21 protein-coding genes, 2 tRNA genes and 1 pseudogene are annotated in these 25,748 nt (G+C 62.3%); 19 read left to right on the forward strand and 5 right to left on the reverse strand.

The window, feature by feature from the left end:
* Positions 1–228: 228 nt before the first annotated feature.
* The 8 genes from KI242_RS26285 (at position 229) to ychF (ending at position 7,143) form a co-directional block, all read left to right on the forward strand.
* Positions 229–1,953: a tetratricopeptide repeat protein gene (locus tag KI242_RS26285; RefSeq protein ID WP_011063408.1), complete on the forward strand. Its 1,725-nt coding sequence runs from the start codon at positions 229–231 to the stop codon at positions 1,951–1,953.
* Positions 1,954–1,957: 4 nt separating this feature from the next.
* A complete protein-coding gene (lolB, locus tag KI242_RS26290) occupies positions 1,958–2,575 on the forward strand; it encodes a lipoprotein insertase outer membrane protein LolB (RefSeq protein WP_019095037.1) in 618 nt (205 codons plus the stop codon).
* A gap of 1 nt (position 2,576) precedes the next feature.
* Positions 2,577–3,428: a 4-(cytidine 5'-diphospho)-2-C-methyl-D-erythritol kinase gene (gene ispE / locus KI242_RS26295; protein ID WP_103289283.1), complete on the forward strand. Its 852-nt coding sequence runs from the start codon at positions 2,577–2,579 to the stop codon at positions 3,426–3,428.
* 36 nt (positions 3,429–3,464) lie between these two features.
* A tRNA-Gln gene (locus KI242_RS26300) sits at positions 3,465–3,539 on the forward strand.
* 47 nt (positions 3,540–3,586) lie between these two features.
* Complete coding sequence (locus KI242_RS26305) at positions 3,587–4,528, forward strand: ribose-phosphate pyrophosphokinase (protein ID WP_003171603.1); 942 nt, start codon at positions 3,587–3,589, stop codon at positions 4,526–4,528.
* 138 nt (positions 4,529–4,666) lie between these two features.
* Positions 4,667–5,266: a 50S ribosomal protein L25/general stress protein Ctc gene (locus KI242_RS26310; protein ID WP_011063411.1), complete on the forward strand. Its 600-nt coding sequence runs from the start codon at positions 4,667–4,669 to the stop codon at positions 5,264–5,266.
* A gap of 168 nt (positions 5,267–5,434) precedes the next feature.
* The gene (gene pth / locus KI242_RS26315; protein WP_011063412.1) at positions 5,435–6,019 is read left to right on the forward strand and encodes an aminoacyl-tRNA hydrolase; all 585 of its coding nucleotides are present in this window, start codon (positions 5,435–5,437) and stop codon (positions 6,017–6,019) included.
* A gap of 23 nt (positions 6,020–6,042) precedes the next feature.
* A complete protein-coding gene (gene ychF, locus KI242_RS26320) occupies positions 6,043–7,143 on the forward strand; it encodes a redox-regulated ATPase YchF (protein ID WP_015636980.1) in 1,101 nt (366 codons plus the stop codon).
* Between the two features lie 60 nt (positions 7,144–7,203).
* On the opposite strand, the gene KI242_RS26325 is transcribed toward ychF, so the two are convergent.
* Both KI242_RS26325 and pobA read right to left on the reverse strand, forming a co-directional pair.
* Complete coding sequence (locus KI242_RS26325; protein WP_053153765.1) at positions 7,204–9,258, reverse strand: TonB-dependent receptor; 2,055 nt, start codon at positions 9,256–9,258, stop codon at positions 7,204–7,206.
* A 189-nt stretch (positions 9,259–9,447) separates the two neighbouring features.
* On the reverse strand, positions 9,448–10,635 hold the full coding sequence (gene pobA, locus KI242_RS26330; RefSeq protein WP_053160021.1) for a 4-hydroxybenzoate 3-monooxygenase: 1,188 nt from the start codon (positions 10,633–10,635) through the stop codon (positions 9,448–9,450).
* Between the two features lie 190 nt (positions 10,636–10,825).
* On the opposite strand from pobA, the gene KI242_RS26335 reads away from it, so the two are divergent.
* Complete coding sequence (locus KI242_RS26335) at positions 10,826–11,716, forward strand: helix-turn-helix domain-containing protein (protein WP_015636982.1); 891 nt, start codon at positions 10,826–10,828, stop codon at positions 11,714–11,716.
* A 66-nt stretch (positions 11,717–11,782) separates the two neighbouring features.
* Here the strand turns inward: KI242_RS26335 and KI242_RS26340 are convergent, their stop codons facing one another.
* Both KI242_RS26340 and KI242_RS26345 read right to left on the reverse strand, forming a co-directional pair.
* Positions 11,783–13,000, reverse strand: a complete 1,218-nt coding sequence (locus KI242_RS26340) for an MFS transporter (RefSeq protein WP_011063417.1) — start codon at positions 12,998–13,000, stop codon at positions 11,783–11,785.
* Positions 13,001–13,087: 87 nt separating this feature from the next.
* Entirely contained in the window at positions 13,088–13,996 is a 909-nt protein-coding gene (locus KI242_RS26345; protein ID WP_011063418.1) for a LysR substrate-binding domain-containing protein, read from the reverse strand.
* Positions 13,997–14,223: 227 nt separating this feature from the next.
* Here KI242_RS26345 and KI242_RS26350 point away from each other — a divergent pair, with 227 nt between their 5' ends.
* The 8 genes from KI242_RS26350 to KI242_RS26385 all read left to right on the forward strand — a co-directional run bounded on the left by KI242_RS26350 (position 14,224) and on the right by KI242_RS26385 (position 21,661).
* Positions 14,224–15,342, forward strand: coding sequence for an ABC transporter ATP-binding protein (locus tag KI242_RS26350; protein ID WP_212805674.1), 1,119 nt, complete (start codon positions 14,224–14,226; stop codon positions 15,340–15,342).
* 15 nt (positions 15,343–15,357) lie between these two features.
* Positions 15,358–16,278: an ABC transporter permease gene (locus KI242_RS26355; protein ID WP_194237160.1), complete on the forward strand. Its 921-nt coding sequence runs from the start codon at positions 15,358–15,360 to the stop codon at positions 16,276–16,278.
* Positions 16,275–17,084: an ABC transporter permease gene (locus KI242_RS26360; RefSeq protein WP_015636986.1), complete on the forward strand. Its 810-nt coding sequence runs from the start codon at positions 16,275–16,277 to the stop codon at positions 17,082–17,084. The genes KI242_RS26355 and KI242_RS26360 overlap by 4 nt, the downstream gene beginning before the upstream one ends.
* Positions 17,085–17,111: 27 nt before the next feature.
* Complete coding sequence (locus KI242_RS26365) at positions 17,112–18,146, forward strand: extracellular solute-binding protein (RefSeq protein ID WP_041119860.1); 1,035 nt, start codon at positions 17,112–17,114, stop codon at positions 18,144–18,146.
* 72 nt (positions 18,147–18,218) lie between these two features.
* Entirely contained in the window at positions 18,219–19,682 is a 1,464-nt protein-coding gene (locus KI242_RS26370; protein WP_212805675.1) for an amidase, read from the forward strand.
* Positions 19,683–19,759: 77 nt separating this feature from the next.
* Positions 19,760–19,836 (forward strand) — tRNA-Met (locus KI242_RS26375).
* Positions 19,837–20,016: 180 nt separating this feature from the next.
* The gene (locus tag KI242_RS26380) at positions 20,017–20,856 is read left to right on the forward strand and encodes a 5'-nucleotidase, lipoprotein e(P4) family (protein ID WP_212805676.1); all 840 of its coding nucleotides are present in this window, start codon (positions 20,017–20,019) and stop codon (positions 20,854–20,856) included.
* A 118-nt stretch (positions 20,857–20,974) separates the two neighbouring features.
* Complete coding sequence (locus KI242_RS26385) at positions 20,975–21,661, forward strand: hypothetical protein (protein ID WP_053160028.1); 687 nt, start codon at positions 20,975–20,977, stop codon at positions 21,659–21,661.
* Between the two features lie 49 nt (positions 21,662–21,710).
* On the opposite strand, the gene KI242_RS26390 is transcribed toward KI242_RS26385, so the two are convergent.
* Complete coding sequence (locus tag KI242_RS26390; RefSeq protein WP_280517138.1) at positions 21,711–22,607, reverse strand: cytochrome-c peroxidase; 897 nt, start codon at positions 22,605–22,607, stop codon at positions 21,711–21,713.
* 329 nt (positions 22,608–22,936) lie between these two features.
* Between KI242_RS26390 and ggt the strand changes: the two are divergent.
* Positions 22,937–24,766: pseudogene (gene ggt / locus KI242_RS26395) on the forward strand (gamma-glutamyltransferase); the annotation flags it as partial.
* 159 nt (positions 24,767–24,925) lie between these two features.
* Positions 24,926–25,420 carry a GNAT family N-acetyltransferase gene (locus KI242_RS31925; RefSeq protein ID WP_280517152.1) on the forward strand — a complete coding sequence of 165 codons (495 nt, stop codon included), beginning with the start codon at positions 24,926–24,928 and terminating at the stop codon, positions 25,418–25,420.
* The last annotated feature ends 328 nt before the right edge of the window (positions 25,421–25,748 follow it).

Here is a 25,748-nt window from a genome sequence, read left to right on the forward strand (position 1 = left end):
GGCGAAAACAGGCGAGGAAGCGGAGTTTAGGAGCCTAAATGAGCATTCCGAGCCTGTTTCTGCGTAGCGCCAAGGCCGCCCAGCGCGCAGCATGGTCGAAGCGCAGGCAGTTTTCGCGCAGAAACTAATAGACTGCCTCTGTTCTGGCATCCCGTTGAGTCTCGGTTATGTTTGGCCGAAGGCTTGTGTCATGATGATCCGACCGCAGGTTAGTCGCCCTCTTCCTATATGAATAGATCTTCCGCGTTGCTCCTCGCCTTTGTCTTCCTCAGCGGTTGCCAATCTCTGGCACCCGTTTCATCGGACGCTACGTCGCCGGTGGAAGACAGCACCTCCGCCCCTGAAAAGCCCAAGGTCTATTCCTCGTTCAGCGAAGACACCGTCTTCAGCCTGCTGAGCGCTGAACTCGCGGGCCAGCGCAATCGTTTCGACATTGCCCTGGACAACTACGTGACCCAGGCCATCAACACCCAGGATCCGGGCATCTCCGAGCGGGCCTTTCGCATCGCCGAATACCTGGGCGCCGACCAGGCTGCCCTGGACACATCGCTGATCTGGGCGAAAAACGCCCCCGACGACCTGGAAGCGCAGCGAGCCGCCGCGATCCAGCTGGCCCGGGCCGGGCGCTATGACGACTCGATGGTCTATATGGAGAAGGTCCTGCAAGGCAAGGGCGATACCCACTTCGACTTTCTTGCCCTGTCCGCAGCCGATACCGACCAGGACACGCGCAACGGCCTGATGAAAAGCTTCGACCGCCTGCTGCAGAAACACCCGCACAACAGCCAGTTGATTTTCGGCAAGGCCTTGCTCATGCAACAGGACGGCGACGCCAAGGAAGCCCTGGCCCTGCTGGAACAGAACCCACCGGAAGACGGCGAAGTTGCGCCATTGCTGCTGCGCGCCCGCCTGCTGCAAAGCCTGAACCGGGGTAAAGAAGCCCTGCCGCTGCTGGAAAAAAGCATCCGCAAGTACCCGGACGACAAGCGCCTGCGCCTGACCTACGCCCGCATGCTGGTGGAGCAGGACCGCATGGAGGATGCCAAGACCCAGTTCTCCAGTCTGGTCCAGCAATATCCGGAAGATGACGAACTGCGCTATTCCCTGGCACTCGTCTGCCTGGAGGCCAAGGCCTGGGAAGAAGCCAAGGGCTACCTGGAAGACCTGATTGCCCGTGAAAGCCACGAAGACTCCGCGCACCTGAACCTGGGCCGGATTGCCGAAGAGCTCAACGACCCGCAAGGGGCCTTGATCGAATACGGCCAGGTCGGCCCGGGCAATGACTACCTGCCCGCACAGTTGCGCCAGGCCGATATCCTGATGAACAACGGCCGCACCGACGAGGCGCAAAAACGCCTGGTGGCGGCCCGCGACGCCCAACCCGACTACGCCATCCAGCTGTACCTGATCGAAGTCGAGACCCTGTCGGCGAACAACCAGGGCGAGCGCGCCTGGAAAGTCATCCAGCAGGCCCTGCAGCAATACCCCGACGACATGAACCTGCTGTACACCCGCGCCATGCAGGCGGAAAAACGCAATGACCTGGCGCAGATGGAAAAGGATCTGCGCCTGATCATCCAGCGCGAACCGGACAACGCCATGGCATTGAACGCCCTGGGCTACACCTTGTCTGACCGCACTACACGCTATGCCGAAGCCAAGACCCTGATCGAGCAAGCCCACCAGCTGACTCCGGAAGACCCGGCCGTCCTCGACAGCCTGGGCTGGGTGAATTTCCGCCTGGGCAACCTGGACGAAGCCGAACGCCTGCTGCGCCAGGCCCTGGAACGCTTCCCCGATCAGGAAGTGGCGGCGCACCTGGGTGAAGTGCTGTGGAACAACGGCAAGCAGCGCGAGGCCAAGCAGATCTGGAGCAAGTTCCTAAAGGATCAGCCCGACAGCCCCGTGCTACGCGGCACCATCAAACGCCTGACCGGATCAGAGACTCTTTAAGACCATGTTTTTGCGCCACTTTATCGTTTTCAGCTTTATCGCCCTGCTGGCCGGCTGCGCCGGCTTCGGTGCCCGCGAGTCCGTCCAGGGCCAGGGCAACCCTGCGCAATGGCGCTTGCACAAGGATCAACTGACCGGCCTCGACGGCTGGCAGATCAACGGCAAGATCGGCATTCGTGCCCCCAAGGATTCCGGCAGCGGCACGCTGTTCTGGCTGCAACGCCAGGACTACTACGACATCCGCCTGTCAGGCCCGCTGGGCCGTGGCGCCGCACGACTCACCGGTCGTCCCGGCCAGGTCAGCCTGGAAGTGGCCAACCAGGGTCGCTATGAATCCGCAAGCCCGGAAACCCTGCTGGAAGAACAGCTGGGCTGGAAGCTGCCGGTCTCGCACCTGGCCTGGTGGGTTCGCGGCCTGCCCGCGCCCGACAGCAAAAGCCGCCTGACCCTGGACGGCGACAGCCATCTGGCGAGCCTGGAGCAAGATGGCTGGCAGGTGGAATACAGCAGCTACTCGCAGCAGAACGGCTATTGGCTGCCCGAGCGGATCAAACTGCACGGCAGCGACCTTGACGTCACCCTGGTGATCAAGGAATGGCTGCCGCGCAAGCTGGGGCAATGAAATGTCCGTGGAAAAACTGACCCTGCCCTCCCCGGCCAAACTCAATCTGATGCTGCACATCCTCGGTCGCCGTGAAGATGGCTATCACGAGCTGCAGACCCTGTTCCAGTTTCTCGACTACGGCGATGAAATCACTTTCGCCCTGCGCGATGACGGCGTGATTCGCCTGCACACCGTATTCGAAGGCGTGCCCCACGACAGCAACCTGATCGTCAAGGCGGCGAAGAAACTCCAGGAACAATCGGGCTGCACCCAGGGCATCGACATCTGGATCGACAAGGTCCTGCCCATGGGCGGCGGCATCGGCGGCGGCAGTTCGAATGCCGCCACCACCCTGCTGGGCCTCAATCACTTGTGGCAACTGGGCTGGGACGAAGACCGACTGGCTGCACTGGGGCTGACCCTGGGCGCCGATGTTCCGGTTTTCGTCCGCGGGCATGCTGCCTTCGCCGAAGGTGTGGGGGAAAAACTGACCCCTGAATATCCCGAAGAACCCTGGTATCTGGTACTGGTCCCGCAAGTGTCTGTTAGTACAGCAGAAATTTTTTCAGATCCTTTGTTGACACGGAACACCGCGCCCATTAAAGTGCGCCCCGTTCCCAAGGGAAACAGCAGAAACGACTGCCTTCCGGTAGTCGCAAGGCGTTATCCAGAAGTACGTAACGCATTGAATTTGCTAGGTAAATTTACCGAAGCAAAACTGACTGGAACTGGAAGTTGTGTGTTTGGGGGCTTCCCAAGCAAAGCTGAAGCTGATAAAGTCTCGGCCCTTCTTACAGAGACCCTTACAGGGTTTGTAGCCAAAGGAAGCAACGTTTCGATGTTGCATCGCAAGCTGCAAAGTCTGCTCTAAAGGAACCGAGTGCCAGGCATTCGAAGCAACAGATACAGGGGCGTCGCCAAGCGGTAAGGCAGCAGGTTTTGATCCTGCCATGCGTTGGTTCGAATCCAGCCGCCCCTGCCATTTTCCTATACTCATCCAGGTATACCCTCAGCCTTCAGGTACTGCGCGTGTCCAAGATGATGGTCTTTACGGGGAACGCTAACCCCGATCTGGCTCGGCGTGTCGTACGTCAGCTGCATATCCCTCTCGGTGACATCTCTGTTGGAAAATTTTCCGACGGCGAAATTACTGCCGAGATCAATGAAAATGTCCGCGGTAAAGACGTCTTCATTATTCAGCCGACTTGCGCTCCGACCAACGATAACCTGATGGAACTCGTGGTGATGGCCGACGCCTTCCGCCGTTCCTCAGCTACTCGTATCACTGCTGTTATTCCTTATTTTGGTTATGCCCGTCAGGATCGCCGTCCGCGTTCCGCACGTGTGGCTATCAGCGCGAAAGTCGTCGCTGACATGCTCACCGTAGTCGGCATCGACCGTGTTCTCACGGTTGATCTGCATGCTGACCAGATTCAGGGCTTCTTCGATATTCCGGTAGATAACATCTACGGCTCCCCGGTTCTGGTGGATGACATCGAAGATCAGCGTTTCGAAAACCTGATGATCGTGTCCCCGGACATTGGCGGCGTCGTGCGTGCACGTGCCGTGGCCAAGTCCCTGGGCGTTGATCTCGGGATCATCGACAAGCGTCGTGAGAAAGCCAATCACTCCGAAGTGATGCATATCATCGGCGACGTCGAAGGACGCACCTGCATTCTGGTCGATGACATGGTCGATACCGCCGGCACCCTGTGCCACGCGGCCAAGGCCCTGAAAGAGCATGGCGCAGCCAAGGTCTTTGCCTACTGCACACACCCTGTGCTGTCGGGTCGGGCCATCGAGAACATTGAAAATTCCGTGCTGGACGAGCTGGTGGTGACCAACACCATCCCGCTGTCCGCTGCAGCACAAGCCTGTGCGCGTATCCGTCAACTGGATATCGCACCGGTAGTTGCCGAGGCGGTTCGCCGTATCAGCAACGAAGAATCGATCAGCGCGATGTTCCGCTAGGGCCCGTCCCTGGCAGAACATCCCGATGACGAAAAGCGCCCCGTCCCAACCTGTGTTGGGACGGGGCTTTTTTGCCCATATCGCCTTTAGCGCTGGTCGCAAACGCTGGGGCGAGTGTGGTTATTTTGGAGATACAACATGAACGATTTTACTCTGAATGCTGAAGTGCGTTCCGACCTGGGGAAAGGTGCGAGCCGCCGCCTGCGTCGTCTCGCAAGCCTGGTTCCAGCTGTAGTTTACGGTGGCGACAAAGCCCCTGAATCCATCAGCATGCTGGCCAAAGAAGTTGCCAAGCTGCTGGAAAACGAAGCTGCCTACAGCCATATCATCGAACTGAACGTTGGTGGCACCAAGCAGAACGTCGTGATCAAGGCCCTGCAACGTCACCCGGCCAAAGGCCACGTGATGCACGCTGACTTCGTTCGCGTGGTTGCTGGTCAGAAACTGACCGCCATCGTTCCAGTGCACTTCATCAACGAAGCTGCTCCGGTCAAGAAAGGCGGCGAGATCTCGCACGTAATCGCGGAAATCGAAGTTTCCTGCCTGCCCAAAGACCTGCCTGAATTCATCGAAGTCGACCTGGCTGACGCTGAAATCGGCACCATTGTTCACCTGTCCGACATCAAGGCCCCTAAAGGCGTTGAATTCGTGGCCCTGGCACACGGCAACGACCTGGCAGTAGCCAACGTTCACGCTCCACGTGTTGCTCCAGAAGCTGCAGAAGGCGCTGCAGAGTAATTCACTCTGACGCGGGAGTTAAGCGGAGTACATCGCGGACTGGAACGTAGCGAGAAAGCGGGCGAGAACGCGAAGTTTGCCGCAAGGCAACCCAGCTTTTGTCGTCCACTTTCGCCGTAGCACCGGTTGCGGCGATGTCATCCACCACTCCAAAGAAGGGCCCCCATCGTGACTGCCATCAAACTGATCGTTGGCCTGGGTAATCCAGGCACCGAATACGAACAGACCCGGCATAACGCAGGGGCCCTTTTTGTTGAGCGCATCGCCGAAAAACAAGGGATCAACCTTGTCGCCGATCGCAAATATTTCGGCCTGACCGGGCGCTTCAGTCACCAGGGTCAGGACATTCGTCTGTTGATTCCCACCACCTACATGAACCGCAGCGGCCAGGCCGTGGCGGCGCTTGCCGGCTTCTTCCGCATCAAGCCGGAAGAGATCCTGGTGGCCCACGACGAACTCGACTTGCCGCCAGGCGTCGCCAAGCTCAAGACCGGCGGCGGCCATGGCGGGCACAACGGACTGCGGGACATCATCGCGCAGCTCGGTAATCAGAATACCTTTCACCGCCTGCGGCTCGGCATCGGCCATCCGGGCGTTGCCAGTATGGTTTCAAACTTTGTCCTGGGTCGTGCGCCACGCGCCGAACAGGAAAAACTCGATGCCAGCATCGATTTTGCCCTCGGCGTGCTGCCGGATATCTTCGCCGGTGAATGGAACCGCGCGATGAAAAACCTGCACAGCCAGAAGGCCTGACTCTACTCCTCGGGGAATACACCATGGGATTCAATTGCGGCATCGTCGGCCTGCCTAACGTCGGCAAGTCCACCCTGTTCAACGCCCTGACCAAATCCGGGATCGCGGCCGAGAACTTCCCCTTCTGCACCATCGAGCCCAACAGCGGTATCGTGCCGATGCCCGACCCGCGCCTGGACGCCCTGGCCGCCATCGTCGTGCCCGAGCGCGTGCTGCCCACCACCATGGAGTTCGTCGACATCGCCGGCCTGGTGGCCGGTGCTTCGAAAGGTGAAGGCCTGGGCAACAAGTTCCTGGCCAACATCCGCGAAACCGACGCCATCGCCCATGTGGTCCGCTGCTTCGAAGACGACAACGTGATCCACGTGTCCAACAGCGTCGACCCCAAGCGCGATATCGAGATCATCGACCTGGAACTGATCTTCGCCGACCTCGACAGCTGCGAAAAACAGTTGCAGAAAGTCGCCCGCAACGCCAAGGGCGGTGACAAGGATGCCGTGGCCCAGAAAGCCCTGCTGGAGCAGTTGATCGCCCACTTCACCGAAGGCAAGCCGGCCCGCAGCCTGATGAAGGACATGAGCGCCGATGAGAAGCTGATCATCCGCGGCTTCCACCTGCTGACCACCAAGCCGGTGATGTACATCGCCAACGTTGCCGAAGACGGCTTCGAGAACAACCCGCTGCTGGACGTGGTCAAGGCCATCGCCGAAGAAGAAGGCGCCATGGTGGTGCCGGTATGCAACAAGATCGAAGCGGAAATCGCCGAACTTGAAGACGGCGAAGAAAAGGACATGTTCCTCGAGGCCCTGGGCCTGGAAGAGCCCGGCCTGAACCGGGTGATCCGCGCCGGCTACGAAATGCTCAACCTGCAGACCTACTTCACCGCAGGTGTGAAGGAAGTCCGCGCCTGGACCGTGCGTGTCGGTGCTACCGCGCCCCAAGCGGCCGCGGTGATCCACACCGACTTCGAGAAAGGCTTCATCCGTGCCGAAGTCATCGCCTACAACGACTTCATCCAGTTCAAGGGTGAAGCCGGAGCCAAGGAAGCCGGTAAATGGCGTCTGGAAGGCAAGGAATACATCGTCAAGGACGGCGACGTGATGCACTTCCGCTTCAACGTGTAATGCCCCTTCAGCCCCATTGCCTGGCAATGGGGCTGATTCCCCCCGCTACATCCAGCGGCCTCAGAAGTAAGTGGTCGCCCCCGCGAAGAACGCCCGCCCGGGCACATAGAAGTTGGTCGATCCGTCCCGCAGGTCTTTATCCAGCAGGTTCTGCACGCCGCCATTCAGGGTCAGCCACTTGGTCAGCGCCAGGTTCGCCGTCAGGTCGTAGGTGGTGTAGGACTGCACGAAATCATTGCCCATGCCCCGCTGCTTGCCGACGTGCTGAGCCGAAAGCTCGGTGCTCAAACGGTCGGTGACCTGCCAGTCCAGCGCACTGAATGCCGACAGTTTGGGTGAACTGATCAGGTCTTCACCGGTGGACAGGTTCTTGCTTTCCAGCATGTAGGTGGCGTTGGTGCGCCAGTTCACGGAGTCGCCCAGCGGCACCCGGGCGGTGCCTTCCCAGCCACGGGTACGGGCCTTGTCGACGTTTTCCAGCATGGTCCACCAGCGGCCCTGGTACTGGCCCAACGGGCCGTATTCGATCTTGTCGGTGAAGTCGGTGTGGAAGTAGGTCAGGCCCGCTTCCCAGCCATCGTGGTCGAACGATAGGCCGATTTCCTTGTTGGTGCTGGTTTCCGGTGTCAGGTTCGGATTGCCCGCCATCCAGCAACTACCAGTGACATAGCCCAACGGCCGTAACGAACCACAGCCCCGGCCTGCGGATTCGGTAGCCGCCCCCGCACTGCCCTCCTTCAGGCTTGGCGCACGAAAACCCTTGGAAACACCGCCACGCACGGTCCAGTCCGGGTGCGGGTGATAGACCACATACGCCCGCGGGCTGTTGTGGTTACCGTACTTGTCGCTGTGGTCGAAGCGGTTGCCCAGGGTCAGGGACAGGTTGTCCAGCAGGAACAGTTCATCCTCGATAAAGGCCGCCGAGTAATCGCCCTTCAAGGTCGAGCCACTGACCGGCGCGCCCTGATAATCCACGGGTACCGTGCCCAGGGTATCGGTGTTGGTCAGCTCTTCACGCTTCCATTGCCCGCCCACCGTCAGGCGCTGGTCCAACAGCAATTGGAAGGGAATATTCAGGCTGCCCTCGACGATCTTCTCTTCCGAGTTGGCTTTGCCCAGGTCAAGGTCGTTGCGGTACTTGTTCAGGTAGGCATCGAGCTTCGAGGTACCAAAGCTCCAGTCGCCGGTATGGGACAGAATGTAGCTGTCGCGGGTCAGGCGGCTGGGGCCGAAGGCGCCACCAACGGTCTCGTTCCAGTCACCAAAGGTCTTCTTTGATGCCCAGGAATGCTCAACGCCATGCACCGCCTCGAAGGACAGGCTCTGCTCCTGGTTGATCTGCCAGTCCAGCAGTGCATTCACGCTCTGATCCTTGGAGCCGCCCGCGCCATCGTCGTACATGAAATCGCCCTGGGCATCGCGCCGCGCCTCTACCTCATCCGCAGCCCGACGCGTGACGTTGGCCCCCAGGCGCAGCCCCAGGGACTCCGTCAGCGGACCTGCCGCATTCACGCTGTACTGAGTGGTCTGGCCGCGGTCGGAATCCTTGGGCACGGTGATATTGGTGCTGGCCGAGCCGGTCCAGGTCCGCGAGACCTTGCGGGTGATGATATTGATCACCCCGCCCATGGCGTCCGAACCATACAGCGACGACATAGGCCCGCGGACGATCTCGATGCGCTCGATCATGTTCGGCGAGATCCAGTTCAGGTCCTGGCGCGCCAGGTCGCGGCGATAACTCAGGTCCGCGGAACTGCCGACCCGCTTGCCATCCACCAGGATCAGCGTGTATTTGTCGTCCAGCCCCCGCAGCTTGATCTTCGACTGCTCGCCCACCGGGCCGAAACCACCGGTCACCCCCGGCACCCGGCGCAGCAGGGTATTGAGGTCATAGACCGGCTGGCGCTCGATTTCCTCGCGGGTGATGACGCTGACACTGGCCGGGGCATCCTTGAGATCCGTGGCACCGCCAGTAGCCGTGACAAAGGCGGTATCCAGTTCCAACGATGCAGGCTTGGCCTCTTCAACCGCATCGCCGGCCTGCGCCAGCGGGGCCAGCAGGCCGACACCGGCGCTTAGCAGAAGCGAATTGAACAGGCATGAGCTGACTTTCATTACAAACGATCCTTGTCGATTCAATGCACCCGGATGGTGCATCAAGGGAGAGAGGGATCGGAGTGTAATGCTAATGAATATCATTTATAAATAGGAATGTTTCCGCACTGTTACATTACGGCTTGCCGCCCGTTGCAGGCAGCGCCCTGAAACGGCCCACTGCATGCGGGTCGCTTCAGGGTCGTGGGCTCAGCAGATTTCTTCGTAAGGCAGGCCCACATAGTTCTCGGCAATGTTCACCAGGCCAGCGTGGGAGTTGAGGAAATATTCGCGATCGGCCTGCTGCATCTTGTGGTCCCAGGCATCCTGCCGGTCGCCGAAGTCGTGCAGCAGGTTGGTCATGAACCAGCTGAAGCGTTCGCCCTTCCACACCCGGCGCAAGGCCAGTTCGGAATACTTTTCCAGCAGCTCGGTACGCCCTTCGCGGTAGACCTTGACCAGGATCCGGTACAGGTAGCACACATCGGAGGCCGCCAGGTTCAGGCCCTTGGCACCGGTAGGCGGAACGATATGGGCCGCGTCCCCCACCAGGAACAGCTTGCCGTACTGCATGGGCTCCACCACATAGCTGCGCAGCGGCGCGATGCTTTTCTCCAGCGCTGGCCCGGTCACCAGGTCAGCCGCCACCTCTTCTGGCAGACGGGCCTTGAGCTCGTTCCAGAAGCGCTCGTCGGACCAGTCCTCGACCTTGTCGCTCAGCGGCACTTGCAGGTAGTAGCGGCTGCGGGTCAGGGAGCGCTGGCTGCACAGCACGAAACCACGTTCATGCTGCCCATAGATCAGTTCGTGATTGACCGGTGGGGTATCGGACAGCAGCCCCAGCCAGCCGAAGGGGTATTCGCGCTCGTAGTGGGTCAGCACGTCTTCGGGGATGCTCTTGCGTGCCACACCATGAAAACCGTCGCAGCCGGCAATGTAATCGCAGTCGATGCGCTGCAGCTGGCCGTCTTTTTCATAGGTGATATAGGGCTGCGCGCCCTTCATGTCATGGGGCTGCACCTTGTCCGCCGAATAGATGATCGGCGCTGCGCAGGCAGCGCGGGCCTCCATCAGGTCGCGGGTGACTTCGGTCTGGCCATAGACCATCACCGTCTTGCCGCCGGTCAGGGCCTTGAGGTCGATACGTACGCGCTTGCCGCCCATCAGCAGCTCCACCCCTTCATGGACCAGGCCTTCAGCGTCCATGCGGCGGGCCACACCGGCCTCGCGCAGCATGTCCACGGTGCCCTGCTCCAGCACACCGGCACGGATGCGGCCCAGCACGTAGTCCGGGGTCTGGCGCTCGATAATCACAGTGTCGATGCCGGCCTTGTGCAGCAGTTGGCCCAGCAGAAGGCCGGAAGGTCCGGCGCCGATAATCGCAACCTGAGTTTTCATTGTTGTCGTCTCATAAGGGCATTCCAGTCACCGTGCAGGCGAAATCCGGAATTTATGGTTATTGTTGTACCCCTGCATTTTTGCCGACAAAAATCGCAAAAAATGGTGATTAACCGCCGTAAAAATGCACTTTTGAAAACAGCGTTCGATTATCGAGCATTCCAATCCCTCACCCCCAGGGCCGCGCCCGATGAAAGCCAGTCGCTCCAGCATCCCCGTATTCAAGCTCTACGGCGAAAACCAGGCCTGGCCGACTCCGGACCTGCTGCACTGTGAATCCATCCCCAAGCGCAGCAGCCTGCACCACTGGGAGATCAAGCCGCACCGCCACGCCGACCTGTATCAACTGCTCTATGTGCAAAGCGGACAGGCCCTGGTGGAAGTCGAAGGGCGCCGCGAGGACGTGCGCGAAGCAACCATCCAGGTGGTGCCGCCGCTGATGGTCCACGGCTTTCAGTTTTCCGAGAATATCGAGGGCTACGTGCTGACCCTGGGTGCGCCGCTGGTGGCCCAGCTGGAAAGCCAGCTGGGGGCGCCGCTGGCGGTCCTGGCCGCGGCCGGGCGCTACCCGGTGGGCCGTGACCGGCAGCGCCTCAACAGCCTGTTCAAGACCTTGCTGGAGGAATACGAAGGCAGCGCCTCGGCGCGGGACCTGCTGCTGCATTCGCTGGTCAACGTACTGCTGGTGTGGATCAGCCGCCGACGCCAGCAGAACGTGACGCCCAGCAACCGCAGCGAGCGCAACCAGCAACTGTTGGGGCACTTCATCAAGCTGGTGGAGCAGCATTACCAGGAGCACCCGACGGTGGAAGCCCTGGCCCATCGCATCGGCCTGTCCAGCGTGCACCTCAATACCCTGTGCCGGGAACTGGCCGGGCAGACCGCGCTGCAGATCATCCACCAGCGCCTGATGCTGGAGGCCAAGCGCAACCTGATCTACACCAACATCAGCATCAGCCAGCTCTCGGACAACCTGGGCTTCAGCGACCCCACCTACTTTTCCCGCTTCTTCAAGCGCCTCGGCGGCCAGACACCCAACGCCTTTCGCCAAGGCACCGGGCACACCCGCCAGGGCGGCTGAAGCCCAGGCAAAAAAAAGCCCGGGGCCAGTACCCCGGGCGTTCTATCGCCAGCACGCCTCAAGCCATCAGGCTTTGCGGGTACGCGGCAGGAAGATCGCCAGCACCCCGAACAGCGGCAGGAACGAGCACAGGTAGTACACATACTCGATGCCATGAATATCCGCCAGGTGCCCCAGCAGCGCCGCACCGATCCCGCCAAAACCGAACATCAGGCCGAAGAACACCCCGGCGATCATGCCAACGTTGCCCGGCACCAGTTCCTGGGCGTACACCACGATGGCGGAGAATGCCGAGGCCAGGATAAAGCCGATCACCACGCTCAGGACGCTGGTCCAGAACAGGTCGACATGGGGCAGCAACAGAGTGAACGGCGCCACCCCGAGGATCGAGAACCAGATCACTGCCTTGCGCCCGATCTTGTCGCCGATCGGGCCGCCGAAGAAGGTTCCCGCCGCCACGGCCCCCAGGAACAGGAACAGATGCAGTTGCGAGCTGGCCACCGACAGGTCGAATTTCTCGATCAGGTAGAAGGTGAAGTAGCTGGTGAAGCTGGCCATGTAGAAATACTTGGAAAACACCAGCAGCCCGAGGACCACCAGGGCGCTGATCACCCGGTTCCTGGACAGGCCGTGAGTCGCCGCCTGGCCCTGCTTGAGCTTGTACAGGCGCAGGTGGTTGGCATACCAGCGGCTGATGGCGTACAGCACCACCAGGGCAAACAGCGCGAACAGGCCGAACCAGGCCACATTGCCCTGGCCGTAGGGAATGATGATGGCCGCAGCCAGCAAGGGGCCGAAGGCGGTGCCGGCATTGCCGCCGACCTGGAAGCTCGACTGGGCCAGGCCATAGCGCCCGCCCGAGGCCAGCCGCGCGACCCGCGAAGCCTCCGGATGGAAGGTCGAGGAGCCAATGCCGATCAATGCTGCTGCCAGCAGGATCAAGGGAAAGCTGCCGACCTGGGACATCATCAGGATGCCGATCAGGGTGCAGATCATTCCCGCCGGCAGCAGGAATGGTTGAGGCCGGCGGTCGGTGTAGTAGCCGACCCAGGGCTGCAACAGCGACGCGGTCAGCTGGAAGGTCAGGGTAATCAGGCCGACCTGGGTGAAGGTCAGGCCGTAGCTGTCCTTGAGCATCGGGTAGATCGCCGGCAGCACTGCCTGGATCAAGTCGTTGATCAGGTGCGCCAGGGCCACCGCACCAATGATGCGCAGGACCAGGGGACTGCTTTGCGAAGCCGGGGAAGCCGTCGCGGCGACGCTCGGGGAGTTGCTGCTAGCCATAGGATTTTCCGTACAACGGGTGGGTGCACAGGGGCAGGTGCGTCAATGTGCCATTTTTCGGTGCAGTCGCGCCATCCCATTAGCTTGCTAACGAACCCCGATTCGCGCCTCGGGGAAATCCGCTTCCAGCTCGGCCTTGAGCCACTGGATAAACCATTCCACGTCCTCCGACCACTCGCTGGCCGGGGTCAGCACCCGGTAGCTTTCCAGCTGCACCTGGTCTTCCAGCACCCGCACCAGGGTGCCGGCCTTGAGCTCCTCGCGCACCAGCACTTCGTTGGCCAGGGCAATACCACCGCCGCTTTCCGCCACCGAAAGCGCATGGTCGTTGTTCACGTAGATCAGGTCGGACGTGAGCTGGATATCCAGGCCATTGGCGGCGAACCACATGTTCCACCACTCGCCGTCATCGAAGTGGATCAACTCATGGCGGGCCAGGTCCGCCGGCTCGCGAATCGCCTCGATACTGGCCAGGTAGGCCGGGGTGCAGATGGGAAACACCCGGGGGCAGATCAGGCTGACCCGGGACTCGGCGTATTGCCCGTCCAGGCCGTAGGCGATCCCCAGGTCGCTGCTCTTGGCATCCACTTCGCTAAAGGTCGAGTTCGGCTCGATGGCGAACTTCAGGCCCGGGCGCACGTGGCGCAGCGCCTCCAGGCGCGGGGTCAGCCAGCGCTTGGCGAACCCCGGCACGACCATGATCCGCAGCCAGCGCTCGGCGGCCCTGGGCTGTACCTCGCGCCCGGCCTCGATGATCAGTTGCAGGGCGGCGGCGATCTTGCGATGGTACTTCTCCCCCGCCGGGGTCAGGTTCACGCCGCGGGACGTGCGCTCGAACAGCTGCACCCCGAGCCAGTCCTCCAGCAGCTTCACGTGGCGGCCAATGGCCGGCTGAGTTACATGCAAGGCCCTGGAGGCTTCGACATAGCTGCCAAGACGGGCGGCGGCATCAAAAGCACGCACTGCATTCAACGGTGGCAAACGCTGCTCGACCATGATTTCGCCCGCCTCTTGCTATTAATTTTTTTAACAGCCGGTATGTTAAAATTGATGTTTCGCCCCCCGCAACCCCTCACTGATAATCAGCCCCAGCAGAACCCGGTAAAACCCGCGCAAAGCCTGCAAAGACAAGCTTTCCACGCACCCGACACATTTCGATCCTGCCCAAGAAAAACAAGATCCATGGCCTGCACGACAGCTCATGGGGGAATCGGAGGTAAGGCATGAATGCCCTGCATGCGCTGCAAACGCTGGCGGTGTCCATCCGTTCAGTGCGCAAGGTCTACGGCGATCCACACAGCGGCCCGGTGGCCCTGAAGAACATCGACCTGGATATCCGCGACAACGAATTCTTCACCCTTCTCGGCCCCTCGGGCTGTGGCAAGACCACCCTCTTGCGGATGATCGCCGGGTTCGAGTTCCCGACCCAGGGCGAGATCCTTCTCTATGGCGAGAACATCGCCGACCGGCCGCCCTTCGAGCGCCCGGTGAACACGGTGTTCCAGCATTACGCACTGTTCCCCCACATGACCCTGGCCGAGAACCTGGCCTTCGGCCTGGAATCGCGCCCTATGGGCCAGGTATTGAGCAAGGCGCAGATCGCCGAGCGGGTGCGCGAGATGCTGGCCCTGGTGCAGATGGAGCGCTTTGCGGCGCGCAAGCCCAACCAGCTGTCCGGCGGCCAGCAGCAACGCATCGCCCTGGCCCGGGCCCTGGCCCCCCACCCCAAGGTACTGCTGCTGGACGAGCCGCTGTCGGCCCTGGACCTCAAGCTGCGCCAGGCCATGCGCGAAGAACTCAAGGCCATCCAGGCCAAGACCGGTATCACCTTCATCTTCGTCACCCACGACCAGGAAGAAGCCCTGACCCTGTCCGACCGCATCGCCGTGCTCTCCGAAGGCGAAGTGCAACAAGTGGGTCGCCCGGAAGAAATCTACGAGCAGCCGCGCAATCGCTTCGTCGCCGACTTCATCGGTGAAACCAACTTCATCCCGGCCACGGTCAGCCGTGTCGAAGCGGGCCTGGCCTGGTTCAGCGGGCCCGCCGGGCAGGCGCTGCCGGCGCAACCCTGCACCACCGCCAAGGTCGGCCAGCAGGTCACCCTGTCGGTGCGCCCCGAGCGCTTGCACATGCGCGGTGATGCCTCGCAAGGCGCCCTGGCGTGCCGCATCGAAGCGCTGATCTACCTGGGCACCGACCTGCAATACCAGGTCAGCCTCGGCGACGGCACGCGCCTCACCGTGCGCACGCCCAACAGCCTCGAACACCACCCGCGCCTGAGCGTAGGCAGCAGCGCCGGGCTGCTGTTCGAACGCGGCAGCGCCAGCGTCCTGCTGGATTGACCACGAGGATTCGCCATGCACGCTTCTTCGATTTCCCAGCACCTGGAACGACGCAAGGCCCTGCGCAGCTTTCTCGGGGTCAGCCCGGCCCTGGTCGCCATCGGCCTGTTCCTGATCGTGCCGATCCTTATCGTCATCGGCTATTCGTTGATGGAAGCCAACCCCTATGGCGGGGTGAACAAGGTGTTCAGCAGCGACGCCTACACCTCCCTGCTGTTCGAACGGCAACTGGACGACAGCCTGGCCTTCGCCGATTCCTACCTGCTGATCGCCCTGCGCTCGATCGGCATCGCCGGGTTGACCACGGTGATCACCCTGCTGATCGGTTTTCCGGTGGCGGTGTGGCTGGCCATGCAACCGGTGCAGCGCCGCGGCCTGCTGATCTTCCTGATCACCGTGCCGTTCTGGGCCAACCTGCTGATCCGCACCTACGCCTGGATCCTGCTGCTGCGCAACACCGGGGTGATCAACAACAGCCTGATGGGCCTGGGGATCATCCACGAGCCGTTGCAGTTGCTGTACACCGACGGTGCGGTGCTGCTGGGGCTGGTCTACACCTACGCGCCCTTCGTGGTGCTGCCGATCTACGCCACCCTGGAAAAGATGGACACCCGCCTGCTGGAAGCGGCCCAGGACCTCTACGCCGGGCGCATTCGGACCCTGCGCAAGGTGGTGCTGCCCATTGCCAAACCGGGGATTTTCGCCGGGGCGATCCTGACTTTCGTGCCCTGCCTGGGGGCGATGATCGCCCCGGAACTGCTGGGGGGCGGCACCCGGATGATGCTTGGCAACCTGATCTTCCGGCAGTTCAGCGATGCCCGTAACTGGCCCTTCGGCGCAGCCCTGTCGCTGGTGCTGATGGCCGCGGTGATGCTGGTACTGACCGTCTACGCCCTGCGCGCCCAGCGCCAGAAAACCCTTCAGGAGGGTGCATGATGATCCGCCTGTTCAAGCGCAACGGCCTCGGTGTCCAGGACTTTCCCGGCTTCGGCGGTTTCAGCTTCCTGTTCTACCTGTACCTCTACGCGCCGATCCTGGTGCTGGTGGTGTTCTCCTTCAACGCCAACCAGTCGGCCACGGTGTGGAGCGGCTTCAGCCTCGACTGGTACCGCGCGGCGTTCGCCAACCAGGCCCTGCGCCAGGCGGCAGGCAACAGCCTGCTGATCGCCGTGTGCGCCAGCATGGCGGCCACCGCCATCGCCACCCTGGCGGCCCTGGGCACCTCACGCGGGGCGAAATTCAAGGGCCTGCAACTGTCCATGGGCGCCATCATGCTGCCCCTGGTGCTGCCGGAAATCGTCGTCGGCGTGGCCACCCTGGCGCTGTTCTCCACCCTGGGGCTGTCCCTGGGCTACGGCAACCTGATCATCGCCCACACGGTGTTCTGCATCCCCTTCGCCTATTTGCCGATCCGCGCCCGCCTCAACGACATGGACCTGTCCCTGGAACACGCCGCGGCAGACCTGTACGCCGGCCCCTGGCGCACCTTCCGCAAGGTGACTCTGCCGCTGCTGATGCCGGGGATCGTCTCCGGGCTGATGCTGGCCTTCATTGTCTCCCTGGATAACTTCGTGATCTCGATGATGGTGTCCCAGGCCGGCACCACCACCCTGCCGATCTTCATCTTCGGCCTGTTGCGCATGGGCGTGACACCCGACGTCAACGCCGTGTCGACGCTGATCCTCGGCGTCTCGGTGCTGTTCGTCAGCCTCTCTTACCTGTTGAGCAAGAAACACGCTTGAACCTTCCACTGACCTTGGGGAAATGACATGAGCAAGTTGATCGCAAGCCTGGGTACCTCGTTGTTGCTGAGCCTGCCACTGGCGGTGCAGGCCGCAGAGAAACTCAACGTCGTGAGCTGGAGCGGCTACTTTTCGCCGGAAATCCTCGCCAAGTTCCAGAAGCAGACCGGTATCGAGGTCACGGTGGATTCCTACGATTCCAACGAAACCCTGCTGGCCAAGCTGAAACAGGGCGGCACCGGTTATGACGTGGCGATCCCCTCCCACCAGTTCATCCCGATCCTGATCAAGGAGCAGTTGCTGGAGCGCTTCGACCCGGCCAAGCAGCCCTATTACGCCAGCGTGGTCGACAACCTGAAGAACCCGACCTGGGACCCGGAAGGCGCCTACTCGGTGCCCTTCATCTGGGGCACCACCAGCGTGGTGCTCAACGGCGAGCGCTACACAGGCCCGAGCGACAGTTACAAGGTGCTCTACGAGCCGCCAGCGGAGCTGCAGGGGCGGATCAACATGTTCGACTCGGTGAGCGAAGTGATCGACATGGCCAGCCTGTACCTGAACATTCCGCTGTGCAGCGAAGACCCCAAGCAGATGCAGCAGATCCTTGGCCTGCTCAAGGCGCAGAAGCCCTTCGTCAAGACCTACAGCTCCAAGGCCGGGGCGATCCGCGAGAACCTGGCGGCTGGGGAAATCGACATGTCGATGTTCTGGGGCGGCTCGTCCATGCGCGCCCGGGAGATGAAGCCCGGCCTGAAGTACCTCTACCCGAAAGAGGGCGTGCTGGCCTGGGTGGACAACATGGTCATCCCCAAGGGCAGCAAGAACCCGGCAAACGCCAAGGCCTTCATCGCCTTCCTCAGCCAGCCTGAGAACGCTGCCATGACCCAGAATTTCCTCAAGCACCAGAGCCCGATCAAGGGCGTCGAACCCTTCCTCGACGCCGGCCTGAAGGACGCCCCCGAGCTGCACATTCCCGAGGGTACCAAGGTGGTCTTCAGCCAGACCTGCGGCGAAGGCGCAATCCGCCTTGCCGACCGCCTATGGACCAACCTGATGCGCTGAGCTGCGTTGACTTCTGCCGCCCCGGCCTGGATGCCGGGGCGTTTCCAAAGCCGTTTGAAAGGCCCTCCTGCCATGATCGCCAAGCCCCCCAGCGAACTGGTCCTGCTCCAGGCCCATGAACTCGCCGAGCGTATCCGCCTGCGTCAGGTTTCCTGCCGGGAAGTGATGCAGACCTACCTTGCCCACATCGAGCACTACAACCCCCTGGTCAATGCCCTGGTCAGCCTGCAACCGGCCGACAGCCTGCTGGCCGAGGCCGACCAGCGCGACGCCGAACTGGCCCGTGGCCAGTACCGTGGCTGGATGCACGGCCTGCCCCACGCCATCAAGGACCTGTCCCTGACCCGGGGCATCCGCACCACCCTGGGTTCGCCGCTGTACCGGGATTTCATCCCAGAGCGCGACGGCATCATGGTGGAACGGATCAAGGCCGCCGGGGCGATCCTGATCGGCAAGAGCAACACCCCGGAATTCGGCCTCGGCTCCCAGACCTACAACCCGCTGTTCGGCGCCACCGGCTGCGCCTATGACCCGAGCAAGACCGCCGGCGGCAGCAGTGGCGGCGCCGCCGCAGCCCTGGCCCTGCACCTGGTACCAGTGGCCGACGGCAGCGACATGATGGGCTCACTGCGCAACCCGGCGGCTTTCAACAACATCTTCGGCTTCCGCCCGTCCCAGGGCCGGGTGCCCTTCGACGACAGCAGCGACCTGTTCATCGACCAGCTCGGCTACGAAGGCCCCATGGCCCGCAGCGTGCGCGACGCGGCCCTGCTGCTGTCAGTACAGGCCGGCGGCGATGCACGGGCGCCGCTGTCCATCGCCGAGTCCGGCCAGGGCTTCGCCGCCCCGCTGGAACGTGACTTCAAGGGCTCGCGCCTGGGTTGGCTGGGGGACTTCAACGGTTACCTGCCAATGGAAAAGGGCCTGCTGGAGCTCTGCGAAAAGGCCTTGGGCGATTTCCGCAGCCTGGGCTGCAGCGTCGAACCGGCCAGCCCCGACTTCGCCCCCGAGCGTCTGTGGAGCAGCTGGCGCACCCTGCGCCACTGGATGGTCGCCGGGTCCCTGGGCAGCGCCTATGCCGACCCGCATAAGCGTTCACAACTCAAGACGGAAGCCATCTGGGAAGTGGAGAACGGCCTCAAGCTGTCCGCCAGCCAGGTGTTCGAGGCCTCGGTGATCCGCAGCGACTGGTACCGCGCCATTTCAAAACTGTTCGAACGCTTCGACTACCTGCTGCTGCCCAGCGCCCAGGTCTTCCCTTTCGACAAGAACAGCCCCTGGCCGCGCAGCATCGAAGGCGTGGCCATGGACACCTACCACCGCTGGATGGAGGTGGTGATTCCCGGCACCTTGTCCGGCTGCCCGGTGGCCAGCGTGCAGGCCGGCTTCAATGCCAACGGCCTGCCCATGGGCTTGCAGATCATCGGCAAGCACCAGGCCGACTTCGCCGTCCTGCAATTGGCCCACGCCTACGAACAGGCCAGCCGCTGGTTCCAGCGCTGCCCATCGCCACTGATTTTCGGGGGGAAGGGATAAACGGTTGATAGCGTAGATAATTTTTTTATAAAAACGCTTGACGCATTGTCGTTCCGAGCGAATAATGCGCGCCACTTGGCTACATAGCTCAGTTGGTTAGAGCATAGCATTCATAATGCTGGGGTCCGGGGTTCAAGTCCCTGTGTAGCCACCAAGTACTAAAAACGGCTTACCGCAAGGTAGGCCGTTTTTTTATGCCCGCGAAAAAGTACCGGGGATTACGCCGCATTGATCCACAAACGCGACACCCGCATTGAGCACCGCCACTGACTGGGATAGAACACTCCGGCAGTGTTTGTGAGAGCTGCGCAATCCTCACTTCAAGGGCTCGAAAATGAAAACAAAAATCACCCGAACCGCGGTCGCTCCCTGGCTGTTCTCGCTCCTGGCAATCACCTGTACCTCAACCTTCGCCGAGCAGGCTCCTACCCCGCCCTCCAACCTGCTGACCGCCGCCGTGGCCTGGAAGCAGACCGCCGCAGAGTTCGAGGCGCTGTACTACCAGGGCTTCAACATCGCCCGTCTGCAACTGGACCGCGCCCTGCAGGAACACAAGGCCGGCGAGCGGCCACTGGCGATCATCAGCGACGTTGACGACACCGTGCTCAGCAGCAACAGCTACTGGGGCTACATGATCAATTCGGGCAAGGAGTTCTTCGACGACGAGGCCTGGGACAAATGGGTCGCGGACAATGGCCCGGTGGCCACCCCGGGCGCCGTGGAGTTCCTCAAGTACGCCCAGTCCAAGGGCGTCGAAGTCTTTTACGTCACCAGCCGCGACCAGGGCGAAAAGACCTACGAATACGCCCTGGCCAACCTGCGCAAGAACCAGCTGCCCTATGCCGATGAGCAGCACCTGACGGTGTACCGCGACAGCTCCAACAAGGAGCCGCGGCAGCAGGAGATCGCCAAGGACCACAACGTGGTGCTGATGCTGGGCGACAACCTCAACGACTTCAAACGCAAGTACTACGTGGCCGACGTCAAGCAGCGCAGCAGCCTGATGACCGAGGACAAGGAGCAGTTCGGCCGCAAGTTCATCCTCTTCCCCAACCCCACCGATGGCCATTGGCTGAAGGCGATCTTCGGCGACTCCGAACCGCCGGCCACTCCGGAAAATCGGGCCAAGTTCAAGGCCGCGGCCAGCTCGACGGCCTGGCAGATGAAGCCCTGACAGGGCGCCGCAACATCAACGCAACGCTGGCCCGCCATGGCCAGTGTTGCGCCAAGCCCCCAGGGATGTCATAAACGCCAGCCCCTGCACTCAGGCAGGAACAAGGAGTCGTTTTCTCATGTGGGCAAGGAAGCTGCTGTTGCTGATCTCGTGCGGGGTACTTGGGGCCTGCAGCACTCCCGAGCCGATCCAGTACCTGCCCGGCCGGGTCATCTACCGCATCGACTCATCACGCTTTTTCGAGATCGACCGGACCACCTTCAAGCTCTGCAACGGTTCCTCGCCGGTCATCGCCAGCAGTGGCGACATGGTGCACTACACCGACACCCGGCTCGGCATCCACACCCCGGTTGCACCCTTTGGCTCATTCAACGGCATCACCGTGCATGGCCGTGGTTCGCACTTGATGATCGATGCTGCCAACTCCAACTACCTGGTGATTCCGATTGCCCAAGGACCGGGCTTCAGCAAGGGCGGGGCCGGCTTGCCGCGCCTGTACTTTTCCCAGGATGCCGGGCGTACCTGGCTGCGCATCACCGCGCCCAGGTACCTGGAAAGCCCTGAGCGAACCTGGCTGACCGGCTCCGTCCTTTCGATCGAAGGGCCCCTCCTGCACGGCGCTGCGCAGATCGACCTGTCCTTGAACTACGAGACGCTCAAGGACCACTCGCCCTACTCGATGCTGTCTTACCCACAACGCTGGCAACGCACCGATAGCACTCGTACACCTGGCTACTTCGAACCCGCTCGCCAAGCCCCCATCGATGACCGATTCAATTGCGCCACGGGGGCCAGGCAGGGCTGACCCAGCACGTAGGGCTTGAAAAACCGCAGCAGGCTGCGGTTTTTTTCGCTCAGTTGAACGGCTGCGGACGCGGTGTCTGCGCCGAGGACGGCGGCAGGATCGGCAGCTTGAAGTCCGGCTGGTCACCGGTCAGGGTTTCAAGGAAGGCCACGATCTGGCTGACCTCCTCGGTACCCAGCTTGCGTCCCAGTTGCAGACGGGCCATCACGTCCACCGCCTCTTCCAGCTTCCAGTAGGCGCCGTCGTGGAAGTAGGGATAGGTCAGCGCCACGTTGCGCAGGGTCGGCACCTTGAACAGCATGCGGTCGGCATCCTTGCCGGTCAGTCCGGCCACGCCCTGGGCCGGGTTCTGGGTGACATAGGGCTCGATCATGCCCATCTTCTGGAATGAGCCACCGCCCACCGCCTCGCCGTTGTGGCAAGCCACGCAGCCGATGGACTTGAACAGTTGGTAGCCCTTGAGCGCGGTGGGGCTGATGGCCGCCTTGTCGCCCTTGAGCCAGCGGTCGAACGGCGCATTGGGGGTAACCAGGGTTTCTTCGAACGCAGCGATGGCGTTGGTCACGTCGTCAAACTTGATGCCGTCGTCGCCGTAGACATGCTTGAAGGAGGCCCGGTACTGGGGAATGGAACGCAGTACGTCCACCGCCAGGTCATGGGTGAAGCCCATCTCCCCCGGGTTGGCGATGGGGCCACCGGCCTGTTCCTGAAGCGTGGCCGCGCGGCCGTCCCAGAACTGCGCGACGCTCATGCCGGAATTGAGCACCGTGGGCGAGTTGATCGGCCCCTGGTGCCAGTTGTGGCCAATGGAGGTGGGCAGGTTGTCGCTGCCGCCCATGCTCAGGTTGTGGCAGGAGTTGCAGGATATGAAACCGGACTTGGACAGGCGCGGGTCGAAGAACAACTGCTTGCCCAGCTCCACCTTGGCCACATCGGTGATCTTCACCGGCTGTACCGGCTGGATCGGTTCGCTTGGCGTTTCCCCCCTGACCTCCCCCCCAACAGCAATCCGAAAACAAGTAACCACTTACAACGGTGCATGACGTCCCCTCATCAGGCTTATAGTTTGTTTCACCCTGTACCCAACGCCCCCTCCCGCCCTGACTCAGATCAATCGACGGCCGGGTGAAAGACTGCCTGCGACCCTGTGTACAGGGGAGATGGCCCACTCCAGCCAACTGCCCAGGGCTACATCCGGGTCCAACTGCCGGCGCCACTGCTGTACATTCCCCCGCACGGACGACCCCTCATTTCCCTGTGAACGGAGCTCAACGCGTGTTCTCGAACTTCCCTCCCCGTCACCGCCAACTGCTCGGCTTCAGCCTGCTGGCTGCCGCCCTCAGCCTTGGCGCCTGCCACAACCCGCCCTCTTCCAACACCCTGCCCGCTGCTCCGGAAATCGCCTCGGGCTACCGCACCGACATGCAGACTCGCCATGCCGACAAGCACATGGCCGCCGCTGCCAACCCGCTGGCCGCCGAGGCCGGGCGCGAAATGCTGCGCAAGGGCGGCTCGGCCATCGATGCGGCGATTGCCATGCAAGCGGTGCTGACCCTGGTAGAACCGCAGTCCTCGGGGATTGGCGGCGGCGCGATGATCGTGCTCTGGGACGGCAAGGCCGTGCGCACTTATGACGGTCGGGAAACCGCGCCGGCCGGCGCCACCGAGAAGCTCTTCCTGCAGGCGGACGGCAAACCCATGGCCTTCCCCCAGGCGCAGATCGGTGGACGCTCGGTGGGCACCCCGGGCGTGCTGCGGGCCCTGGAAATGGCCCACCAGAAACACGGACGCCTGCCTTGGGCGCAATTGTTCGAACCGGCAATCCGCCTGGCCGAGCAAGGCTTCGCCATCTCGCCACGGCTGCACACCATGATCAGCGCCGATCCTTTCCTGGCGCGCTCGCCGGACATGGCCGCGTACTTCCTGAATGCCGACGGCACGCCGAAAGCCGTGGGCACCTTGCTGAAGAACCCGCCACTGGCCGCGGTGCTCAAACGCATCGCCAAGGAAGGCCCGGACGCTCTGTACAAAGGCCCGGTGGCTGCAGAAATCGTCGCCAAGGTCCAGGGCCACGCCAACCCCGGCAGCCTGTCGCTCAACGATCTGCAAGGCTACCGCGCCAAGGAACGCGCACCGCTGTGCAGCGACTACAAGCGCTGGCAGGTGTGCGGCATGCCGCCGCCCTCTTCCGGCGGCGTGGCGGTGGCGCAGATCCTCGGCACCCTGCAGGCCCTGGAACAGCGCGACCCGCGCTACACCCTGGCCAACCTCAAGCCGCAGAAAACCAGCCTGCCCGCCGGCCTTGAGCCAGCGCCACAAGCGGTACACCTGATCGCCGAAGCCGAACGCCTGGCCTATGCCGACCGTGGCCTGTACGTGGCCGACAGCGACTTTGTGCCCGTGCCGGTGGCCGGCCTGATCGCCCCGGACTACCTGGCCAAACGCGCAGCCCTGATTGGCGAACGCAGCATGGGCAAGGCCGAACCGGGCAAGCCTCAGGGCATCCAGGTGGCTTACGCACCGGACCGTTCGCCAATGCGCATCTCCACCTCGCAAGTGGTGGCGGTGGATGACCTGGGCGGCGCCGTATCGATGACCACCACCGTGGAAGCGGCGTTCGGCTCGCACCTGATGGTCCAGGGCTTCATGCTCAACAACCAGATGACTGACTTCTCCTTCATCCCCGAGGAAAATGGCCAGCCGGTGGCCAACCGCGTCGAACCGGGCAAGCGCCCCCGCTCGTCCATGGCGCCGACCCTGGTCTTCGACCGCGCCAGCGGCGAACTGCTGGCCAGCGTCGGCTCCCCCGGCGGCTCGCAGATCATCGAGTACGTGGCCAAGTCGGTGGTCGGCATGCTCGACTGGAACCTCGACCCGCAAGCCGCCGTCGGCCTGCCCAACTTCGGCAGCCGCAACGGGCCGACCGAACTGGAGAAAGGCCAGTTCAGCCCGGCCCTGAAGCAGGCACTGCAAGCTCAGGGACATGAGGTAAACGAGATCGACATGACCAGCGGCACCCAGGCCATCGTTCGCGTGCGTGATGCACAGGGCAAGGCGTCCTGGGCCGGCGGCGCCGATCCACGGCGTGAAGGGGAAGCGCTGGGGATTGAGAGTAATCGGATGAACCCGAGGGCTGGCCGTGAGGCTGGCCCTTTTTTGTGGGCGGGAAACAACGGCGCTGTATGCAAAATTTTGCGCTGGTCTGTGTCTGACCCGGCCGGGGGATCTGCCCTAGCATCGTCCCTGTCCACCGAGGAACCGACGATGAACGAAATTGCAGCCGACCTTGATATCACGGGCCTGAGCCCGCGACGCCTGACGCCCCAGGACCTTGAGCTGATCTGCCGCCATCGCAAGGCGATGTTTCTCGATGCGGGTAAGGATCTCTCCACCTTGCAAGTGATGACCGAGCACTTTCGCCCCTGGTTGCGCGAACGCCTGGAGGACGGCCGCTACTACGGCTTCGCCCTGATGGACGCCGAGCAGAGCGTGGCCAGCATCGGCCTGATGAGCATCGACTGGCCGCCCCACCCTTCCCATCCGACCCAGGATCAACGCGGCTACGTGCTCAACGTCTACGTCGAACCGGCCTACCGGCGGCGCGGCCTGGCTTCGGCGCTGATGAAACTGGCAGAGGCCGAGTTCAGCCAGCGCGGGCTGGGCTTTGCCGTGCTGCATGCGACCGAGGCCGGCAAGCCGCTGTATCAGGGGCTGGGTTGGGCGGCGACCAGTGAGATGGCGAAACAGGGCTTTCTGTAGCCGCTGCCGCAGGCTGCGACAAGGACCGAAGGGCCTTCGGCGCCTGGGAGATCGCTGCGACCGTTCCGGTCGTTCGCAGCCTGCGGCAGCGGCTACAGGGTTGGTTCACAAAATGTCGCAGTAATGCCGTTGCGACGCCCCCTACTCCAACCTATGGTTCGACCGTCGCTGCAAAATCAGCGAACAGGCTTGGCGGCCTGATAGAATCGAGGCGCAACAGCGCCCCCACCAATCATGCAGGCGCTTTTTTTGCGCCCGCATACCTGCGTTATGGCGGGTTGCGTGGGAGAACCTTCGGGTTCGCCGGTTCCTTGATTCCCGGTCCGCC

Source organism: Pseudomonas sp. Eqa60, from assembly GCF_018326405.1.
GTDB lineage: Bacteria > Pseudomonadota > Gammaproteobacteria > Pseudomonadales > Pseudomonadaceae > Aquipseudomonas > Aquipseudomonas protegens.

Excerpts from the sequence above, each read along its gene's own strand:
- ychF (WP_015636980.1), top strand. The coding sequence starts at position 6,043 with ATGGGATTCAATTGCGGCATCGTCGGCCTGCCTAACGTCGGCAAGTCC.
- KI242_RS26325 (WP_053153765.1), bottom strand. The coding sequence starts at position 9,258 with ATGAAAGTCAGCTCATGCCTGTTCAATTCGCTTCTGCTAAGCGCCGGT.
- KI242_RS26380 (WP_212805676.1), top strand. The coding sequence starts at position 20,017 with ATGAAAACAAAAATCACCCGAACCGCGGTCGCTCCCTGGCTGTTCTCG.
- KI242_RS26310 (WP_011063411.1), top strand. The coding sequence starts at position 4,667 with ATGAACGATTTTACTCTGAATGCTGAAGTGCGTTCCGACCTGGGGAAA.
- KI242_RS26355 (WP_194237160.1), top strand. The coding sequence starts at position 15,358 with ATGCACGCTTCTTCGATTTCCCAGCACCTGGAACGACGCAAGGCCCTG.
- KI242_RS26285 (WP_011063408.1), top strand. The coding sequence starts at position 229 with ATGAATAGATCTTCCGCGTTGCTCCTCGCCTTTGTCTTCCTCAGCGGT.
- KI242_RS26345 (WP_011063418.1), bottom strand. The coding sequence starts at position 13,996 with ATGGTCGAGCAGCGTTTGCCACCGTTGAATGCAGTGCGTGCTTTTGAT.
- KI242_RS26340 (WP_011063417.1), bottom strand. The coding sequence starts at position 13,000 with ATGGCTAGCAGCAACTCCCCGAGCGTCGCCGCGACGGCTTCCCCGGCT.
- KI242_RS26370 (WP_212805675.1), top strand. The coding sequence starts at position 18,219 with ATGATCGCCAAGCCCCCCAGCGAACTGGTCCTGCTCCAGGCCCATGAA.
- ispE (WP_103289283.1), top strand. The coding sequence starts at position 2,577 with ATGTCCGTGGAAAAACTGACCCTGCCCTCCCCGGCCAAACTCAATCTG.
- pobA (WP_053160021.1), bottom strand. The coding sequence starts at position 10,635 with ATGAAAACTCAGGTTGCGATTATCGGCGCCGGACCTTCCGGCCTTCTG.
- lolB (WP_019095037.1), top strand. The coding sequence starts at position 1,958 with ATGTTTTTGCGCCACTTTATCGTTTTCAGCTTTATCGCCCTGCTGGCC.
- KI242_RS26385 (WP_053160028.1), top strand. The coding sequence starts at position 20,975 with ATGTGGGCAAGGAAGCTGCTGTTGCTGATCTCGTGCGGGGTACTTGGG.
- KI242_RS31925 (WP_280517152.1), top strand. The coding sequence starts at position 24,926 with ATGAACGAAATTGCAGCCGACCTTGATATCACGGGCCTGAGCCCGCGA.
- KI242_RS26360 (WP_015636986.1), top strand. The coding sequence starts at position 16,275 with ATGATGATCCGCCTGTTCAAGCGCAACGGCCTCGGTGTCCAGGACTTT.
- KI242_RS26365 (WP_041119860.1), top strand. The coding sequence starts at position 17,112 with ATGAGCAAGTTGATCGCAAGCCTGGGTACCTCGTTGTTGCTGAGCCTG.
- KI242_RS26350 (WP_212805674.1), top strand. The coding sequence starts at position 14,224 with ATGAATGCCCTGCATGCGCTGCAAACGCTGGCGGTGTCCATCCGTTCA.
- KI242_RS26335 (WP_015636982.1), top strand. The coding sequence starts at position 10,826 with ATGAAAGCCAGTCGCTCCAGCATCCCCGTATTCAAGCTCTACGGCGAA.